Below are 17,241 nucleotides of genomic sequence, written 5' to 3'. Positions count from 1 at the left end.
CGGACACCGTGTACGCCTCCCTAGTGACAGCGCAGTCACGTTGCCCTCCGCGGCACGCCCACGCAGACAACGAACCGCGATCATCTAGAAAAGGGACGCGCGTGGACCTGTTCGAGTACCAGGCGAGGGACCTCTTCGCCAAGCACGGTGTACCGGTGCTGGCCGGTGAAGTCATCGACACGCCTGAGGCGGCGCGCGAGGCCACCGAGCGGCTTGGCGGAAAGTCGGTCGTCAAGGCGCAGGTGAAGGTCGGCGGCCGCGGCAAGGCCGGCGGCGTCAAGCTGGCCGCCGACCCGGACGAGGCCGTCGCCCGCGCGACGGACATCCTGGGCATGGACATCAAGGGCCACACGGTCCACAAGGTGATGATCGCCGAGCTGTCCCCGGAGATCGAGGCCGAGTACTACGTCTCGTACCTCCTCGACCGCACCAACCGCACCTTCCTGGCCATGGCCTCGGTGCAGGGCGGCATGGACATCGAGGAGGTCGCGGAGAAGACCCCCGAGGCCCTCGCGAAGGTCCCGGTCAACGCCAACGACGGCGTCTCCCTGGAGAAGGCCCGCGAGATCGTCGCCCAGGCGAAGTTCCCGGCCGAGGTCGCCGAGGGCGTCGCCGAGGTCCTGGTCACCCTGTGGGACACCTTCGTCGCCGAGGACGCGCTCCTCGTCGAGGTCAACCCGCTGGTGAAGACCAAGGACGGCCGCATCCTGGCCCTGGACGGCAAGGTGTCTCTCGACGAGAACGCCGACTTCCGTCAGCCCGAGCACGAGGCGCTCGAGGACAAGGCCGCAGCCAACCCGCTCGAGGCTGCCGCCAAGGCCAAGGGCCTCAACTACGTGAAGCTCGACGGCGAGGTCGGCATCATCGGCAACGGCGCCGGCCTGGTCATGTCGACCCTGGACGTCGTCGCGTACGCCGGTGAGAACCACGGCGGCGTGAAGCCGGCCAACTTCCTCGACATCGGCGGCGGCGCCTCCGCCGAGGTCATGGCGAACGGCCTGGAGATCATCCTGGGCGACGCGGACGTCAAGTCCGTGTTCGTCAACGTCTTCGGTGGCATCACCGCCTGTGACGAGGTCGCCAACGGCATCGTCCAGGCCCTGGAGCTCCTCGCCTCGAAGGGCGAAGAGGTCACCAAGCCGCTGGTCGTGCGCCTCGACGGCAACAACGCGGAGCTGGGTCGCAAGATCCTGTCCGACGCCAACCACCCGCTGGTCCAGCGCGTGGACACCATGGACGGCGCGGCCGACAAGGCCGCCGAGCTCGCGGCTGCGAAGTAAGGGACGAGACACAGCCATGGCTATCTTCCTCAACAAGGACAGCAAGGTCATCGTCCAGGGCATGACCGGTGCCACGGGCATGAAGCACACCAAGCTCATGCTGGGTGACGGCACCAACATCGTCGGTGGCGTGAACCCGCGCAAGGCCGGCACGAAGGTCGACTTCGACGGCACCGAGATCCCCGTCTTCGGCACCGTCGCCGAGGCCATGAAGGAGACCGGCGCCAACGTCTCGGTCCTCTTCGTGCCGCCGGCCTTCGCCAAGGCCGCCGTGGTCGAGGCGATCGACGCCGAGATCCCGCTCGCCGTGGTCATCACCGAGGGCATCGCCGTCCACGACTCCGCCGCGTTCTACGCGTACGCCGTGGAGAAGGGCAACAAGACCCGCCTCATCGGCCCGAACTGCCCCGGTCTCATCACCCCGGGCCAGTCCAACGCCGGCATCATCCCGGGCGACATCACGAAGCCGGGCCGCATCGGCCTGGTCTCGAAGTCCGGCACGCTGACGTACCAGATGATGTACGAGCTCCGTGACATCGGCTTCTCCTCCGCCGTCGGCATCGGTGGCGACCCGGTCATCGGCACCACGCACATCGACGCCCTGGCGGCCTTCGAGGCCGACCCGGAGACGGACCTGATCGTCATGATCGGCGAGATCGGCGGCGACGCCGAGGAGCGTGCGGCCGACTTCATCAAGGCCAACGTCACCAAGCCGGTCGTCGGCTACGTCGCGGGCTTCACCGCGCCCGAGGGCAAGACCATGGGCCACGCCGGCGCCATCGTCTCCGGCTCCTCCGGCACCGCCCAGGCGAAGAAGGAGGCCCTGGAGGCCGCGGGCGTCAAGGTCGGCAAGACCCCGACCGAGACCGCCAAGCTGGCGCGCGCGATCCTCGCGGGCTGAATCCGGGCACAGCGGTACGCGGCCTCCGGGCCGTGAGACGAGCGGGCCCCGCCCCTCCCGGGAGACCGGGTGGGGGCGGGGCCCGCTCGCGTGCGCCCGGCGACCGTCGCCCGGCGTTACTCCGCTCGGGGGATCAGGCGCTCCGGGCCGGGGTTCGGCTCGGAGCGCAGCCGGTCGCGCAGCTCCCTGTCCTCGGGGCGCAGCTTCTGCGGGCCGCCGCGGACCGGGACGCCCTCGACGATCTCGCCGGGCGCGTTCACCGGGATGTACTGGGTCGGCGCGGTCGACACGGTGAAGGCGGTGACGCCGATGAGCGCCGCCGTCACCCCGAAGACGGCCCGGGTCAGCAGCCGGCTCCGCCGCTCGCAGCCCGTCCGCACGCTGCGGGCCGCGGGCAGGGTCGCCGTCGGCGCCTCCGCGACGAGCGCGCCCAGCCTGCGCTGCAGGGCCGCGGGGTCGTCGAGCCCGGGTACCCGCTGCCCGAGGACGGTGCGGGCGTGCAGCAGCCGGTTGCCGGCCGCCGGGGTGCTGGCCTCGGTCTCCGCCGCGGTCTCGGGCAGGTCGAGGCCGAGGCCGTCGTAGAGCAGCACGGTCCGGCGGTACGGCGCGGGCAGCTCCAGGAGCGCCGTGAGCAGCGCGCGCCGGGAGGCCTCGGTCGGCGCGGCGTCCGGATGCCGGTGGCGGCGCCGGAAGCGGTGCCAGGGGGAGAGCGCGTACTCGTACGCCGCGGCGCGCACCCAGCCCGCCGGGTCGCGGTCGACGGCGACCTCGGGCCAGTGCTGCCAGGCGTGCTGGAAGGCGTGCTCGACGGACTCGCGGGAGAGGCTGCGGCGCCCGGTGAGCAGATAGGTCTGGTGGACCAGGCCGGGCGCGGCGTGCGCGTACAGCGCGTCGAAGGCCTGCTCGGGCGTGAGTCCGGGCTCCGCGGCGACCGGAACCGCGGCGACCGGCTCCCTCGCCGGCTCCACCGCGGGCCGTGCGGGCTGCACGGGGTCCACCACGGGCTGCGGGGCCGGTTTCAGCCGCTCCTGGTGGGATGGGGGGCGGACGGGCGCCGGGGCGGCCGGTGCCGGGGCCTTGGGCGGCCGGGCGATGCCCTTGGCGGCCGGGCGGGGGCGGGTCGCGGAGGGGGCCGGGCGGGCGGGCTTCTCGGTACGCGGCGCCGTGGGCTCCTCGTACACGCCGAGCAGCTTGGCGTACGCCTCCCGCTTGCGGCCCCGGGGAGCGCTGCGCCCGGTCTCCCACGAGCGGACGGTGGCGCGGGTCACGCCCATGGCCTCCGCGACCTGGTCCTCGCTCAGGGAGAGGGCCTCGCGCAGGCGCCGCCGCTCCTTGGGGGAGGGCAGCGGGACGGTCGGAGTCGTCGGGCTCATCGGTGTCGACCTCCCGTGCAGCCGGTGCGGCTCTGGGCCGAAAAGTACATAAACGTATCTTGAGCGACACAACGGCCATTCGCCTGTTACGAGGGCAAACCGCGTGTCGCTGGCAGCATGGGCCCCGTGACGCACGTGACCGAGCACCGCCCGCCGTTGTCACCCGACGCCCCGGCCCAGCGGGCCCGTTCCGCCGCCCTGGCCACCGCTTTCGTGCGCGGCGGCGTCGCCGCGGGCCTCGGGCTCGGCGCGCTCGCCGTGCTCGTGACGGCGGCCTGGATCGCCTCCCCGTTCCCGGACAGCGGCCCCGGCGGGGCCCTGCACACGGCCGCCGGGCTCTGGCTGCTCGCCCACGGCGCCGACCTGCTCCGCACCGACACGACGGCCGGGGCCCCCGCGCCCCTCGGCGTCACCCCGCTGCTGCTCACGGTCCTGCCGCTGTGGCTCGCGCACCGGGCCGCCCGGGACACCCTCGACACCGACGACGGACGCCCCGTGCCGTCCCCCGCCGGGGCCGTGGCCGCCGTCTCCGGGGGATATCTGCTGGTCGCGGCCATGGTCGTGGTCTACACGGAGAGCGGGAGGCTGCCCGCCGACCTGGTCACCGCCGGGGTCGTGACCCCCCTGTCCGTCCTCGCGGCGGCCGCCGCGGGCGCCTGGACGGCACAGGGCAGGCCGCTGCCCGGCCGGACGGAGACCGTCGTGGCCCTGCGCGCCGCCGGGCTCGCGCTGACCGTCCTGCTCGGCGGCGGCGCGGTGCTCGCCGCGGCCTCGCTGCTCTGGCACGCCGGCGACGCCCAGGCCTCCCTCTACGGCCTCGCGGGGGAGTGGTCGGGGCGGGCGGCCGTGCTGCTGCTGGTCCTGGCCCTGCTGCCGAACGCCGTCGTGTGGGGCGCGGCGTACGGCCTCGGCCCCGGCTTCTCGGTCGGTACCGGTGCCCTGGTGACCCCGCTCGGTTTCACCGGCACCCCGGCCCTGCCCGACTTCCCGCTGCTCGCCGCGCTCCCGGCCGAGGGCCGGGGCACGTGGCTGCACTGGACGGCCGCGGCGGTCCCGGTCACCGCCGTGCTGCTGCTCGGGCGCCTGGTGGGCCGTGCCGCCCGCGGCTGGTCGGCCCGGGAGGCGGTCCAGGCCGCGCTCGTCGCCTCCTGGGCCTGCGGGGCTGCCGTCGCCCTGCTCGCGGCGGCGGCGGGCGGCCCGCTCGGTGCCGGGCGGCTGGACGCCTTCGGTCCGGTGTGGTGGGCGGCGGGCGCGGCGGCGGTGCTGTGGGGCTCGGCCCTCGGCGTGCCGACGGCGCTCGCGGTGCGGGCCTGGGGGCTGCGCGGTCGGGTGCCGCGGCCTGCGCGCAAGGAGGCGGCGAAGCCGGTCCCGGTCCCGGTGCCGGTCGGGGCCGGGGCGGCGGTCGGCCCCCTGCCCGTACCGGCCGGGGTGACGGAGCCCCCGGGCGCGGGCAAGGGTGCCCCTGCGGCCGAGGAGGCGGCCCCGGCGGCCCCGGCGGGCGCGCTCGCGGCCCTGGACGCCCTGGAGGCACTCGACGACCTGGACGAGGGCACGGGCCAGGACGGCTACGGCTTCCTGCCCGCGGCCTGGGAGCCCGCCGCCGGGCCCCCCGCACCGCCGGCGACCCCGCCCGCGGCGCCGGAGCCCGAGACCGGTGCCGCGGGGACGTGACCTACTCGCGCACCCCGAAGGTGTCCTGCAGCGGCTTCGGCAGCAGGTCGTTGCAGGCCAGCTGGGCCTGCTTGGTCAGGGCGTCGTCCCGGCACTCGTAGAAGTCCCGGTAGACGAGGTGCATCGCGAAGCCGCTCGCGACGATCGCCAGGGCGACCGCGGACGCGACCAGGCCGCTGACGGCCGAGGTCCGCTTCGAGCGGGCCGCTCCGGCGGCCGCCGCGACCTGGGCCGGCGTGGGCGGCCCGTCGGGGTGCGCGGGGCCCGCCGGGTTCGCGGCGTTCGCGGGGGTCCCGGGCGTCTTGACCCGGGTGCGCAGGGCGCTGATCGCCCAGTACAGGCCCAGGGCGCCGAGCAGCAGGGCCAGCTCGGGGATGTTGAAGATCGCGAAGAAGAACGCCCACATGCCCGAGAGCACCGCGTACCGCGCCCGCCGCTGCGCCGGGTCGGTCGGATCCCAGCGCAGGCCCGGGCCCTGGCCGCCCTCGGGTCCGCCCGGTCCGCCGCCCTGGCCGCCGGAGGGCTGCTCGGGGCGGCGGCCGAAGCCGTCGGAGGAACGCCCCGGCTGGCTGCTGCTCCAGCCCGGCCCGCCCGCCGGGCCCTGCGCGCCCTCCCCGCCGTCTTGGCCCTCGGCGCCCTCTGGGCGCCGCGGCTGCCACGGCTGGTCCGGCCGCCCCTCCGGCGGCGGCGCGAACGGGTTGTTGTCGTTCGTGGACTGGCGATCCGGCATGTGCTGGACGTCTTCCCTCTGTCTGTCGTGCGCGGGTGTGGCCTGCTGTGGCGTGTCGTCGGACCCTGACGCTACCCCCCGGCCCCGCCCCCGTCCCGTGGGGGCCGTCCGGTGTGCCGGTATCGTTGCTGACGGCCGAGCCCTTCGTAGGGTTCCCCGTATCGCGGGATGCGATTCGTTCGTACGACCGCACAAACACCACGGAAAGAGTGACCCAGTGGCTGCCGCCCGCCTCGTCGTCCTGGTCTCCGGCTCCGGCACGAACCTCCAGGCCCTGCTCGACGCCATCGCCGCCGATCCCCAGGGGTACGGCGCCGAGGTCGTCGCGGTCGGGGCCGACCGCGACGGGATCGCCGGGCTGGAGCGGGCGGAGCGCGCCGGGCTGCCCACCTTCGTCTGCCGGGTCAAGGACCACGGCACGCGGGAGGAGTGGGACCGCGCGCTGACCGAGGCCACCGCCGCGTACGCGCCGGACCTCGTCGTCTCGGCCGGATTCATGAAGATCGTCGGCAAGGAGTTCCTCGCCCGCTTCGGCGGCCGCGTGGTGAACACCCACCCGGCGCTGCTCCCCAGTTTTCCCGGTGCCCACGGCGTGCGTGACGCACTCGCCTACGGGGCGAAGGTCACCGGGTGCACCGTCCACTTCGTCGACGACGGTGTCGACACCGGCCCGATCATCGCCCAGGGCGTGGTCGAGGTCCGGGCCGAGGACGATGAGGCCGCGCTCCACGAGCGCATCAAGGACGTCGAGCGCTCGCTGCTCGTCGAGGTCGTGGGGCAGCTCGCCCGCAACGGCTACAGCATTGAGGGACGAAAGGTTCATGTCGGTGAACGACACCGTTAAGCCCATCCGCCGCGCGCTGGTCAGCGTCTACGACAAGACGGGGCTCGAAGAGCTGGCCCTCGGACTGCACGAGGCCGGGGTCGAGCTCGTCTCCACCGGCTCCACCGCCTCGAAGATCGCCGCGGCCGGCGTCCCGGTCACCAAGGTCGAGGAGCTGACCGGCTTCCCCGAGTGCCTGGACGGCCGCGTCAAGACCCTCCACCCGCGCGTGCACGCCGGCATCCTCGCCGACCTGCGCCTGGAGTCGCACCGCGAGCAGCTGGCCGAGCTGGGCGTCGAGCCCTTCGACCTGGTCGTCGTGAACCTCTACCCGTTCCGCGAGACCGTCGCCTCCGGCGCCACCCCGGACGAGTGCGTCGAGCAGATCGACATCGGCGGCCCCTCCATGGTCCGCGCCGCGGCCAAGAACCACCCGTCCGTGGCCATCGTCACCGAGCCCGGCGCCTACGCCGCGGTCCTCGACGCGGTCAAGGCGGGCGGCTTCACGCTGGCCCAGCGCAAGCGCTTCGCCGCCCTGGCCTTCCAGCACACCGCCGCGTACGACGTGGCCGTGGCCTCCTGGTTCGCCGACGACTACGCCGCGGCGGACGACAGCGGCTTCCCCGACTTCCTGGGTGCCACCTACGCGCGCAAGAACGTGCTGCGCTACGGCGAGAACCCGCACCAGGGCGCCGCGCTCTACGTCGACGGCACGGGCGGCCTCGCCGAGGCCGAGCAGCTGCACGGCAAGGAGATGTCCTACAACAACTACACGGACACCGACGCCGCGCGCCGGGCCGCGTACGACCACGACGAGCCGTGCGTCGCGATCATCAAGCACGCCAACCCGTGCGGCATCGCGGTCGGCGCCGACGTCGCCGAGGCGCACCGCAAGGCGCACGCCTGCGACCCGCTCTCCGCGTTCGGCGGCGTCATCGCCGTCAACCGCCCGGTGTCGGTCGCGATGGCCGAGCAGGTCGCCGAGATCTTCACCGAGGTCATCGTCGCCCCGGCGTACGAGGACGGCGCGGTCGAGGTCCTGGCCAAGAAGAAGAACATCCGCGTGCTGCGCGCCGAGGGCGCCCCGGCCAACCCGGTCGAGGTCAAGCCGGTCGACGGCGGTGCCCTGCTCCAGGTCACCGACCGCCTCCAGGCCGAGGGCGACGACCCGGCGAACTGGACCCTCGCCACCGGCGACGCGCTCTCCGCCGAGGAGCTCGCCGAGCTCGCCTTCGCCTGGAAGGCCTGCCGCGCGGTCAAGTCCAACGCGATCCTGCTCTCCAAGGACGGTGCCTCGGTCGGCGTCGGCATGGGCCAGGTCAACCGGGTCGACTCCGCGAAGCTGGCCGTCGAGCGGGCCGGCGAGGAGCGGGCGCGCGGCGCGTACGCCGCCTCCGACGCGTTCTTCCCGTTCCCGGACGGCCTGGAGATCCTGACCGCCGCGGGTGTGAAGGCGGTCGTGCAGCCCGGCGGCTCGGTCCGCGACGAGCTGGTGGTCGAGGCCGCGGCCAAGGCCGGCGTCACGATGTACTTCACCGGGACGCGCCACTTCTTCCACTGAGCCCGGGGCTCGGAGGACCGAGGGCCCGCCGGTACGCGTGACGCGTACCGGCGGGCCCTCGCCGTGCGGGTCAGCTCATCCAGCGGTCACAGCCGTTCACCCAGCGGTGGGAGCGGATGTTGTTGTTCATGGTGTAGCCGCTGCTGAAGGTGTTGCGGGAGAGGTCGTCGACGAAGAACTCCTCCGCCTTCAGGCAGTTGTAGCCGCCGGCGTAGCCGGTCAGGTAGTGGAACTGCACGATGGAGTAACTGCCGGTGTAGCCCGCGTTGAGCACGGACGAGGCCTTGTCCCCGGCGTTCTCGAAGCCGCCGCCCGCCGCGTTCCAGTCCGCGTCGTCGCCCGCGGCGCGGCCGAGCTGGGTGTAGCAGTACGCGCCGTCGTACGCGTACACGTAGCCGTTGCGGCCCGGCCAGATGTCGTTGCAGTGGTTGCTCGCGGTGCCCGTGGCGGAGGCCTCCGCCACCGCGGCCGGCGCGACGAGGCCCGCGACGGCGAGGCCGAGGGCGGCGAGGGACGTGCCGAACCTGCGCATGCTGTGCTCCTTGGTGTCGGTGGTGCGGACGGGTCGTTCAGGTCCGGGGGCCGGTGATGCCGGCCGCCCGTTCCGAGGCCCTGCGCTCCATCCGGCGGTGGGCGTCGAGCTCGCCCCCGTACGTGCCGCGCAGGGAGTCCAGGTAGTGCGACTGGCGCTCGCGGGCCACCGCGGCCAGCGAGGTCTCACGGGCGCAGCGGGCCTCGGCGACCGCGGTGCGCGTCTCGGCGGCGAAGTCCGCGGTCCGGGCCGTCGCCTCGCGGGCCGCCGACGGATCGGCGTAGCCGAAGCCCGCGCGCTCCATGCACCGGGCCCAGGCCGCGAGGGCGGTGGTGAACCGTTCGTCCCGCAGGATCCGGGAGACGTACAGCGGCTGCAGGTTGGTGACCGTCTTGTCGGCGCGGAACCAGGCGTCCGGGTCGCCGTACAGCTCCCGCTCGGCGCTTTCCGAGCAGCCGCCGAGCCGCTTGTGGACGGACGCGGTGCCGCCGGGGATCCGGGCGGTGAGCAACCGTGCCCGGCGGCCGCCGTCGAGGACCTCGTCGTAGGACCGGCGGCGCTCCGGGGAGAGGCCCTCCCGGTAGGCACCGTTCGGGTTGGTGCGCCGGTAGCGGTCCGCCGCCGCCTGGATGCGGCTGCCGTAGCCGTGCTTCCGCGCCCACTCCACGTCGTCGTTGACGTAGTCGGACGGGCGGCTCTCCTCCAGGCTGAGCCGGGGGCTCGTCCAGTACGAGAAGCCCGCGCGGCGCATGCACCGCTGGAGCAGCACCTCGGTCGCGTCGGAGACGCGCAGCCGCTCGGCCTGGGTCAGTTCGCGGGCGGGTGCGGCGGGCGGCGCGGCGGGCGGTGCGGGCGCCGGAGCCGTACAGGCACCCGTCGCCAGCAGCGCCGCCACGGCCGCGCCGGCCCGTCGGAGCAGGCGTTCCATCGTCGTCCCCCCTGAGGCGGCCCCGGTGACCGCGCCGCCTCTTCGCGGCGCGGTCACACCATCGGCCCCGGGGGAGCCGCCGGGTACCTCGTAACTCCTAGGGGCACTCTCCGCCCCAGGTCACGGACCTGATCGTGCGTCCGCCCGCGGGGAAGTCGCCGCGGCCCTCCGCCCAGCCGTGGTGCAGGCACTGCGAGCCGCCCTCGGCGAAGGTGACGTAGGCGTGGTCGTAGCCGGGCTGCGGGTCGCCGTTGTTGAAGAAGGACCGGCGCAGGCCGCAGGTGCTGGAGGGGACGTTCACGGCGGTCGTGCAGACCGTGCCGGTGCCGCCGGTGCCGGACCAGAAGCAGACGTGGCCGGCCGGGCAGCCGCTCCAGGGCTGCGGGGACGCGCAGTTGCGGCTGGTGACGGAGGGCCACTCGGCCTGGGCGCCGCTGTACTCGACGCCGTCGAAGTGGACCGGCACGCGGTCGCGCTCGTCCGTGAAGCCGCCGGAGGCGCGGTAGCGCTGCTCGTAGTGGAGGTGGGCCCAGTTCCCGGAGTTCCGGCCGGTCTTGCCGACCGTGCCGATCAGCGTGGCGCCGGTGACGGCCTGCCCGGTGCGCACGTACGTGTCGGGGGCCTCCTGGAGGTGGTAGTAGGCGGTGAACCAGCCGTTGCCGTGGCTGATCTGGAGGGTGTTGCCCGAGCCCGCGTCCCAGTACGCCGCGGAGACGGTGCCGGGCGCGGAGGCGTACACGGGTCGGCCGTCCGAGCCGGGGTTGCCCTCGGCCATGATGTCGACGGCCGGATCGTGGCCCCAGGTGTCGAGCTGCCAGGTCGTCCCGCAGGCGAAGGGCAGCTGGAAGGCGGGTTTTCCGGCGGGCGGCGCGGCGGCGCGCGCGGTGCCCGCGGCGGTGCCGAGGCCGAGGACGAGGACGGCCGCGAGGGCGACGAGCGTCGCGAGGGCGGCGCGCAGCGGTGCGAAGGACATGCGTACGGTCACCTTCCTGGGTACGGAACGCGTACGGGGGCGGGTACGGGTACGGGTACGCGTGCGGCTGCGGGTGCCGTGCGCGGGGGCTGCCCGCACACGGGCCGGAGCCGGTCCACCGTCTCCGGAGCGGCCGCCCGGGGCGTACTCAGAGTTCCGAGGGTGCGGTGCAGTGCGAGGTCCACTCGTGGGAGCGGGGCCGCACGGGGCTCTTGAAGTCGAGCCGCGTGCCCTGGGGCAGACAGCCCATGAGCCCCTGGCGGTGGGTCCCCGCGTAGTACTCCAGGTCCGGCAGGAGGGTGCCCTCCGCCGGTCCGAAGCCGTTGTTGAACACCGAGCTGACCGTCCCGGAGGTCACGGCGGAGCACCGGTAGGCCTGGGTGGCCCAGTCCATGGCGCCGCCCTGCCAGACGCACATGTCGCCCTTGCCGCCCGGCTGGGTGAAGAAGCAGACGGCGCCGGGCGTGCAGCGCTCGTAGCCCGGGTCCGCGGGCCCGTTCCAGAACAGCAGCCCCGCGCCGAGGCCGAGCGCGGCACCCGCGGCGACCAGGGCCGCCCCGCGCGCCGCCGCGCGCCGGCGTCCGGGCCGCCGGGGCAGCCGCCCCTGGGCCGCCTGCCGCACCCGCTCCAGCAGGACGGTGGCGTCGTGCGGGATCCGGGACTCGTGGGTGCGGCTCAGGCAGTCGGTGACGATCCGCCGCCAGGGTTCGGGCAGGGCGGGGGAGAGGCGCAGGTCCTCGTCGCCGCGGGCGTAGCGGACGGCCGCGTCGCGCCGGGCCGCGGCGGTGCCGCCCGGGAGCGGGTGGGTGCCGGTGAGGACGAGGTGGACGAGGACGCCGTACGCCCAGATGTCGCTGCTCGGGCGGATCCGGATGCCGCGGGCGCCGGTCTCCGTCCAGAGCAGTTCCGGCGGCGTGTAGTCGGGGGTGGCGAAGCCGGGCGTGTAGGCGTGGGTGCCCTCCAGCTCGCCGGCGGTGCTGAAGTCGCCGAGCCGCACGCCGCCGTCCGCCATCAGCAGGACGTTGCCCGGCTTGAGGTCGCCGTGCACCCAGCCGGCGTCGTGCAGCTGGTGCAGCCCCTCGCAGATCTGGACGAGCAGGTCGGGGCCGTCGGCGGGCGGTTCGGGGCCGGCCAGCAGGGAGTGGAGGGAGCACTCGGCCCGTTCCAGGACGAGCACGGTCGCGCCGTCGAGCTCGGGCCTGGCGGGGTCGTCGACGGTGAGCGTCTCGTACAGCACGATCAGCCGCGGGGCGCGTAACCGGCTCAGCAGCTCCACCTCGCGCTCGACGAGGTCCTTGAGGTGGCGCAGGCCGCGCGGGGTGCAGGTGCCGGTCGGCAGGAACTTGAGCGCGACCCGGTCCGGCACCGTCCCGTCGCCGGGGGCGCCCCGGTCCTCGTGGTCGCCCCGGTCGTCCCGGTCCTCCGCGGCCTCCCGCCGCCCGGCGTACACGCTGGCGAACGAGCCCGAGCCCAGCGGGTGTTCGACCGTCCAGCCGCCGACCCGGTAGCCCGGGTCCACGGTCAGCGGGAACCCGGTCACCGGGACGCCGCCAGGGCCGTGAGGTCGTCCTCGCGGACCAGGTCGAAGCGGAGGGCCAGGGAGACCAGGGACTCCTTCTTGCCGTTGAGCCGGGGGCCGGCGGCCGCGCTCTCGGGGCCCGGCTTGAGGCGGAGCTTCACCGCCAGGTAGTCGATGTTCCACTGCACGGCGGCCCGGTTGGCGGCGGGCCAGACGGGCCGCAGCCGGTCGGTCACGGCGTCGACGGTGGGGAGCGGGGCGTGCGGGGTGCCGCGGAGCCGCGGTTCGCACAGCGCGACGAGGACGAGGAAGTAGCGCTTGGAGCGGTCGAGCGGGAAGGCGAGGACGGTCGGTTCGCCGCCCGCGCTGCCCGGCACGGATTCCACGTAGTCGTGGCGGGGCGCCCAGACCGCGAAGTCGATCAGGTCGCCGCCGGCCGGCAGCACGACCCGGGAGAACTCGAAGGGCACCGGCGCCGCGATCCGGCCGGGCGCGATCTTGATGTGTTCCCCCGCCCCCTCCGGGTTCTCGACGACGTAGGTGGCCGTGGGGCTGAAGTTGCTGAGCGTCCAGTGGCTGCCGGTCGCGCCGATCTCGCCGGCCGAGCGGGAGACACCGGGATGCGGGATGTCCAGGTGCCGGACCTGCCCCCTCTCCGGGTGCGGGGCGGCCCGCCCGAAGTGGAGCCGGTCCCCGGGGGCCATCCTGAGCTGGCCGTCCGGGCTCGTGCGGTCTGCGGGCACCACGATGATGCTGTACACGGCGCTTTCCTTCCCCGAGGTCTGCCTAGCGAGGAGAGGCTAGGAACCGCTGATAAACGAACGGCGAACGCGGCGGAGTGCCCGCCACGGGCTCCCGCCCGCGGCCCCGTCCGGCGGTCGGGGGACTCTGGTCTAATGGGTTGCTCTTTTGTCGGCGGCTGGTCCATGGGGGCGCGGTGCTGGATATGCAGAACGGATCCGTGGCGGAGGCCTCCGCCCCCGAGGCGCGCGGTGGGCCGCCGGGCGGTCTCGCGCCCGCGCCCCTGCGTCCGTACGCGATCATCGCGGGCGTGCTGGGCGCCCTGTACTTCCTGTACTCCTGGGTGCAGTACACGCAGTTCCGCAACCCGTCCTGGGACCTCGGGATCTTCGAGCAGTCGGTCCGGGCGTACGCCGAGCTGCGCGCCCCGATCGTCGACATCAAGGGCCCCGGCTTCCTCATACTCGGGGACCACTTCAGCCCGGTGACGGCGCTCCTCGCGCCGCTCTACTGGGTCTGGTCCTCCCCCCTCGCCCTCCTCTTCGCCCAGGCGGCGCTCTTCGCCGCCTCCGCGGCCGTCGTCGGGCGCACCGCCCAGCAGGTGCTCGGCAGCCGGGCGGCCGGCATCGGCCTCACCGTCGCGTACGGCCTCTCCTGGGGCCTCCAGGAGGCGGTCAAGTCCGACTTCCACGAGATAGCCTTCGCGGTCCCGCTGCTCGCCCTCGCCTGCCGGGCCCTGCTCCTCGGCCGCTGGACCGCCGCCGTCGCCTGGGCCGCGCCCCTGGTCCTCGTCAAGGAGGACATGGGGCTCACCGTCGCCATGGTCGGCGCGGTCCTCTTCGTGAAGGGGCAGAAGCGGCTCGGCGCCGCGGTGGCCGGATTCGGGGTGGCCTTCTTCGCCCTCACCGTCCTCGTCCTCATACCGGCCGCGAGCAAGGTGGGCCAGTACGACTACTGGGCCAAGATCGAGAAGACCGGCGAGGGCGCGGACGTCACCTTCCTCGACTCGGTCTTCGGCGCCTTCGGTCCCGGCGACAAGTGGGAGATGGTCTTCTTCCTCGTCGGCATCACCGGCTTCCTCGCCCTGCGCTCCCCGCTCATGCTGCTCGTCCTGCCGACGCTCGCCTGGCGCTTCCTCTCCCAGGACCCCAACCACTGGGGCATGATCTGGCACTACAGCGCCATCCTCATGCCCGTCGTCTTCCTCGCCCTGGTCGACGCGGTCCGCGCGGTGCGCAGCTCGCCGCGCCCCTGGCTCGTCGCGTACGGGAAGGTCGCCGTCCCCGTCGTCACCGCGATCGCCGTCGTGCACGCCCTGGACCTGCCGCTGCGCGAGCTGCTCCGCTCCGAGACGTACCGCACCGACGCCCGCACCCTGGACGCGCGCCGCGCGGTGGCCGCGGTGCCGGAGGGGTCCAGCGTCGAGACCAACGTGACGCTCATGGCGCACCTGACCGCGGACCACACGGTCTACTGGGTCGGCGGAGCGACCGGCGTGAGCCCCGACTACCTCGCCCTGGACCTCAACTCGGGCTGGTCCCAGCCGATCACCGACCCGGTCCAGCTGGCCTCCCAGCTCCACCCGGAGGCGCGCTACGAGGTGGCCGCCCAGGCGGGACAGTTCGTGGTCCTGAAGCGGGGCTAGGCCGCCGCGCGTACGACGAAGGGGCCCGGTTCCGTCCAGGAACCGGGCCCCTCCGTCGTACGGGGATCGCCGAGGATCAGTACTGCTGGCGCTGGCGGTTGAACCAGGCCGAGCCGTCGCCCTTGGCGCACATCACGATGATGATGACGCCCAGCGCCATGCTGACGACACCCAGCGGCAGCGAGAAGATGCTGAACAGCACGATGAACGACGCGTACACGATGGAGCAGATGCGCACGCCGTTGCCGCCGGACTTGAACTTGGCCGCGAGGACCATGCCGAGGACGGCGAAGATGATCGAGAAGATGCCGACGCCGATCATCAGGCCCTGGCCCAGGTTCGCGAAGGCCTCCGCGTCGGCCGAGGACGCGCCGGACTTCTCCAGCTCGCTGTCGAGCGCGAAGGAGAAGGCGATGGCGCCCAGGCCGCCCAGCAGGTTGAGGCCGCCGATGACCCACAGCATCACGCGGGCCGCCTTCACCCCGCCCGGCATCTCCGTCGGGCCGGCCGGGAAGCCGCCGTACTGGTTGACCGGCGGGGCGGCCGGGTAGCCGTAGCCCTGCTGCGGCGGGACGCCCTGGGGGGTCTGCTGCGGGTAGCCGTAGCCGGGCTGCTGGCCCTGGGGCTGCTGGCCGTAAGGGTTGTTCGGTTCGCCGTAGCTCATCGAGGGGTTCCTCCGTGGATTCTGTGCGGGGACGACGCGGTCCGCGCGGAGGAATTTTCACTATGTGTTTCACCACATTTGAGCGGTTTTGCCCCCCGGCACTGCCCGCGGCACTGCGCGGATCATCGTCGTCAATCCGGCGACTGCTTGTCCAGTCGATACGCAGCGGAGTTGTGCAAGTGCAACGTTCGGTTCCGAATTGGAAACAGGCGGGGGTCATCCGGGAGGATGGCCGCATGAGCGCCCAGATTCTCGACGGCAAGGCCACCGCAGCCGCGATCAAGTCCGATCTGACCGCCCGTGTGGCGGCCCTCAAGGAGCGGGGCGTCACGCCCGGTCTCGGCACCGTCCTGGTCGGCGACGACCCGGGCAGCCAGAAGTACGTCGCCGGCAAGCACCGCGACTGCGCCCAGGTCGGCATCGCCTCCATCCAGCGCGAACTGCCCGCCACCGCCACCCAGGAGGAGATCGAGGCCGTCGTCCGGGAGCTCAACGAGGACCCCGACTGCACCGGGTACATCGTCCAGCTGCCGCTGCCCAAGGGCATCGACGAGAACCGCATCCTGGAGCTGATGGACCCGGCCAAGGACGCCGACGGCCTGCACCCGACCAACCTCGGCCGGCTGGTCCTCAACGAGCCCGCCCCGCTGCCCTGCACCCCGTACGGCATCGTCCGGCTGCTGCGCGAGCACGGCGTGGAGATCAACGGCGCCGAGGTCGTGGTCGTCGGCCGCGGCGTCACCATCGGCCGCCCGATGCCGCTGCTGCTGACCCGCCGTTCCGAGAACGCGACGGTCACCCAGTGCCACACCGGCACCCGCGACCTCTCCGCGCACCTGCGCCGCGCCGACATCATCGTCGCCGCCGCCGGTGTGCCCCACCTGATCAAGCCGGAGGACGTGAAGCCGGGCGCCGCCGTGCTCGACGTCGGCGTCTCGCGCAACGGCGAGGGCAAGATCCTCGGCGACGTCGACCCCGGTGTCGCCGAGGTCGCCGGCTGGATCTCGCCGAACCCGGGCGGCGTCGGCCCGATGACCCGCGCCCAGCTCCTGGTCAACGTCGTCGAGGCCGCCGAGCGCGCGGCCGGGGTGCTCTGACCGTGCCCCCCTCCGGCACTTCGGAGGAGCCGACCGGGGCCGCGGCGGAGTCGGAGGCCGTGGTCCCGGCGGAGGCGCCCGCGTGGGCGGCCGCGGCGACCGGCGCGGCGCGGGGCGCCGCCGACGCGGACCCGGCGGACGCTCCGGCGACGGACGCGTCCCCCGCCGGCGCCCCGCGCCGCCACCCCCGCGCGACGCTCACCACCGGGACCGTGCGCCCCGAGGGCGGCGGCCGGGCGGCTCCCGGGGACGCCCCGGCGCCCGCGCGGCAGTGGCCGCTGCTGACCGTGCTCGGGACGGCCGCGCTCGGGCTGCTGATCGTGGGCACCGACCTGTTCCCGCAGGCGTTCCGGGTCGGCACGCTGCTGGTCGGCGTCGCGCTGCTGACCGGCGCGGTGCTGCGCCGGACGCTGCCGTCGGTGGGCATGCTCGCCGTGCGCTCGCGCTTCACCGACATGATCACGTACGGGGTGATGGGCGCCCTGATCGTGTTCCTCGCGCTCATGGTGCAGCCGCAGCCCTGGCTGAAGATCCCGTTCCTGGAGGACGTCCTCCACCTCACGGTGACGTAGCCGCCCGCACCCCGCACCCCGTACGTGCACGCGTACGTGCCACGGCGCCCGTCCTCTCCCCCGAGGGAGGACGGGCGCCGCTGCGATCAAGGGTCATGTACCCGCCAACGCCCGTTCAAGGGCTGCCGGACCCTTGTGGCACGGAGGTGACCGTTCCGGTACGCGGGTGGCAGTGAGCCGTCCCACAAGGGGTCGGGGATTCCCGGGGGCCCGGGTCGGATAGCCTGACCG

General features: G+C 73.9%; 16 protein-coding genes. 8 read left to right on the top strand and 8 right to left on the bottom strand.

Features of this window, described 5'->3' with window-relative positions; translation table 11 throughout:
- Window positions 1-101: 101 nt before the first annotated feature.
- Both sucC and sucD read left to right on the top strand, forming a co-directional pair.
- On the top strand, window positions 102-1,280 hold the full coding sequence (gene sucC / locus ABD981_RS16025) for an ADP-forming succinate--CoA ligase subunit beta (RefSeq protein ID WP_046912435.1): 1,179 nt from the start codon (window positions 102-104) through the stop codon (window positions 1,278-1,280).
- A gap of 16 nt (window positions 1,281-1,296) precedes the next feature.
- Complete coding sequence (gene sucD / locus ABD981_RS16020; RefSeq protein ID WP_046912434.1) at window positions 1,297-2,181, top strand: succinate--CoA ligase subunit alpha; 885 nt, start codon at window positions 1,297-1,299, stop codon at window positions 2,179-2,181.
- Window positions 2,182-2,297: 116 nt separating this feature from the next.
- On the opposite strand, the gene ABD981_RS16015 is transcribed toward sucD, so the two are convergent.
- Window positions 2,298-3,554 carry a sigma factor-like helix-turn-helix DNA-binding protein gene (locus ABD981_RS16015; protein ID WP_345529624.1) on the bottom strand — a complete coding sequence of 419 codons (1,257 nt, stop codon included), beginning with the start codon at window positions 3,552-3,554 and terminating at the stop codon, window positions 2,298-2,300.
- A gap of 117 nt (window positions 3,555-3,671) precedes the next feature.
- On the opposite strand from ABD981_RS16015, the gene ABD981_RS16010 reads away from it, so the two are divergent.
- Window positions 3,672-5,225 carry a cell division protein PerM gene (locus ABD981_RS16010; protein ID WP_240495499.1) on the top strand — a complete coding sequence of 518 codons (1,554 nt, stop codon included), beginning with the start codon at window positions 3,672-3,674 and terminating at the stop codon, window positions 5,223-5,225.
- A 1-nt stretch (window position 5,226) separates the two neighbouring features.
- On the opposite strand, the gene ABD981_RS16005 is transcribed toward ABD981_RS16010, so the two are convergent.
- Window positions 5,227-5,955 carry a hypothetical protein gene (locus ABD981_RS16005; RefSeq protein WP_046912421.1) on the bottom strand — a complete coding sequence of 243 codons (729 nt, stop codon included), beginning with the start codon at window positions 5,953-5,955 and terminating at the stop codon, window positions 5,227-5,229.
- Between the two features lie 217 nt (window positions 5,956-6,172).
- Between ABD981_RS16005 and purN the strand changes: the two genes are divergently transcribed.
- Window positions 6,173-6,799: a phosphoribosylglycinamide formyltransferase gene (gene purN, locus ABD981_RS16000; RefSeq protein ID WP_046912420.1), complete on the top strand. Its 627-nt coding sequence runs from the start codon at window positions 6,173-6,175 to the stop codon at window positions 6,797-6,799.
- Complete coding sequence (purH, locus tag ABD981_RS15995) at window positions 6,777-8,339, top strand: bifunctional phosphoribosylaminoimidazolecarboxamide formyltransferase/IMP cyclohydrolase (protein ID WP_046912419.1); 1,563 nt, start codon at window positions 6,777-6,779, stop codon at window positions 8,337-8,339. Before purN ends, purH begins: the two co-directional genes overlap by 23 nt.
- A 70-nt stretch (window positions 8,340-8,409) precedes the next feature.
- Here purH and ABD981_RS15990 read toward each other — a convergent pair whose 3' ends face one another.
- The 5 genes from ABD981_RS15990 to ABD981_RS15970 all read right to left on the bottom strand — a co-directional run bounded on the left by ABD981_RS15990 (window position 8,410) and on the right by ABD981_RS15970 (window position 13,052).
- Entirely contained in the window at window positions 8,410-8,871 is a 462-nt protein-coding gene (locus ABD981_RS15990; protein ID WP_046912418.1) for a hypothetical protein, read from the bottom strand.
- Between the two features lie 37 nt (window positions 8,872-8,908).
- Entirely contained in the window at window positions 8,909-9,799 is an 891-nt protein-coding gene (locus ABD981_RS15985) for a hypothetical protein (RefSeq protein ID WP_131723956.1), read from the bottom strand.
- A 97-nt stretch (window positions 9,800-9,896) separates the two neighbouring features.
- Entirely contained in the window at window positions 9,897-10,772 is an 876-nt protein-coding gene (locus ABD981_RS15980) for a M23 family metallopeptidase (protein WP_123955291.1), read from the bottom strand.
- 148 nt (window positions 10,773-10,920) lie between these two features.
- Window positions 10,921-12,312, bottom strand: coding sequence for a protein kinase domain-containing protein (locus ABD981_RS15975; protein WP_345529614.1), 1,392 nt, complete (start codon window positions 12,310-12,312; stop codon window positions 10,921-10,923).
- Window positions 12,309-13,052 (bottom strand): hypothetical protein, encoded by a 744-nt coding sequence (locus tag ABD981_RS15970; RefSeq protein ID WP_046912474.1) that lies wholly within the window; start codon window positions 13,050-13,052, stop codon window positions 12,309-12,311. The genes ABD981_RS15975 and ABD981_RS15970 overlap by 4 nt, the downstream gene beginning before the upstream one ends.
- Before the next feature lie 185 nt (window positions 13,053-13,237).
- Between ABD981_RS15970 and ABD981_RS15965 the strand changes: the two genes are divergently transcribed.
- Window positions 13,238-14,677 (top strand): DUF2079 domain-containing protein, encoded by a 1,440-nt coding sequence (locus tag ABD981_RS15965; protein WP_046912475.1) that lies wholly within the window; start codon window positions 13,238-13,240, stop codon window positions 14,675-14,677.
- Between the two features lie 76 nt (window positions 14,678-14,753).
- On the opposite strand, the gene ABD981_RS15960 is transcribed toward ABD981_RS15965, so the two are convergent.
- Window positions 14,754-15,341: a hypothetical protein gene (locus tag ABD981_RS15960; RefSeq protein WP_046912476.1), complete on the bottom strand. Its 588-nt coding sequence runs from the start codon at window positions 15,339-15,341 to the stop codon at window positions 14,754-14,756.
- 236 nt (window positions 15,342-15,577) lie between these two features.
- On the opposite strand from ABD981_RS15960, the gene ABD981_RS15955 reads away from it, so the two are divergent.
- Window positions 15,578-16,438, top strand: coding sequence for a bifunctional methylenetetrahydrofolate dehydrogenase/methenyltetrahydrofolate cyclohydrolase (locus ABD981_RS15955; protein WP_046912477.1), 861 nt, complete (start codon window positions 15,578-15,580; stop codon window positions 16,436-16,438).
- Between the two features lie 2 nt (window positions 16,439-16,440).
- Complete coding sequence (locus ABD981_RS15950) at window positions 16,441-17,010, top strand: DUF3017 domain-containing protein (protein ID WP_345529610.1); 570 nt, start codon at window positions 16,441-16,443, stop codon at window positions 17,008-17,010.
- The last annotated feature ends 231 nt before the right edge of the window (window positions 17,011-17,241 follow it).

This window comes from Streptomyces showdoensis, assembly GCF_039535475.1.
GTDB classification, from domain to species: Bacteria; Actinomycetota; Actinomycetes; order Streptomycetales; family Streptomycetaceae; genus Streptomyces; species Streptomyces showdoensis.
This window is presented reverse-complemented; position numbering and strand designations above follow the sequence as displayed.

Bases quoted from the DNA above. Each gene is read 5' to 3' on its own strand.
- sucD (WP_046912434.1), top strand. From the start codon at position 1,297: ATGGCTATCTTCCTCAACAAGGACAGCAAGGTCATCGTCCAGGGCATG.
- ABD981_RS16015 (WP_345529624.1), bottom strand. From the start codon at position 3,554: ATGAGCCCGACGACTCCGACCGTCCCGCTGCCCTCCCCCAAGGAGCGG.
- ABD981_RS16010 (WP_240495499.1), top strand. From the start codon at position 3,672: ATGGGCCCCGTGACGCACGTGACCGAGCACCGCCCGCCGTTGTCACCC.
- ABD981_RS16005 (WP_046912421.1), bottom strand. From the start codon at position 5,955: ATGCCGGATCGCCAGTCCACGAACGACAACAACCCGTTCGCGCCGCCG.
- purH (WP_046912419.1), top strand. From the start codon at position 6,777: ATGTCGGTGAACGACACCGTTAAGCCCATCCGCCGCGCGCTGGTCAGC.
- ABD981_RS15990 (WP_046912418.1), bottom strand. From the start codon at position 8,871: ATGCGCAGGTTCGGCACGTCCCTCGCCGCCCTCGGCCTCGCCGTCGCG.
- ABD981_RS15985 (WP_131723956.1), bottom strand. From the start codon at position 9,799: ATGGAACGCCTGCTCCGACGGGCCGGCGCGGCCGTGGCGGCGCTGCTG.
- ABD981_RS15980 (WP_123955291.1), bottom strand. From the start codon at position 10,772: ATGTCCTTCGCACCGCTGCGCGCCGCCCTCGCGACGCTCGTCGCCCTC.
- ABD981_RS15965 (WP_046912475.1), top strand. From the start codon at position 13,238: ATGCAGAACGGATCCGTGGCGGAGGCCTCCGCCCCCGAGGCGCGCGGT.
- ABD981_RS15960 (WP_046912476.1), bottom strand. From the start codon at position 15,341: ATGAGCTACGGCGAACCGAACAACCCTTACGGCCAGCAGCCCCAGGGC.
- ABD981_RS15955 (WP_046912477.1), top strand. From the start codon at position 15,578: ATGAGCGCCCAGATTCTCGACGGCAAGGCCACCGCAGCCGCGATCAAG.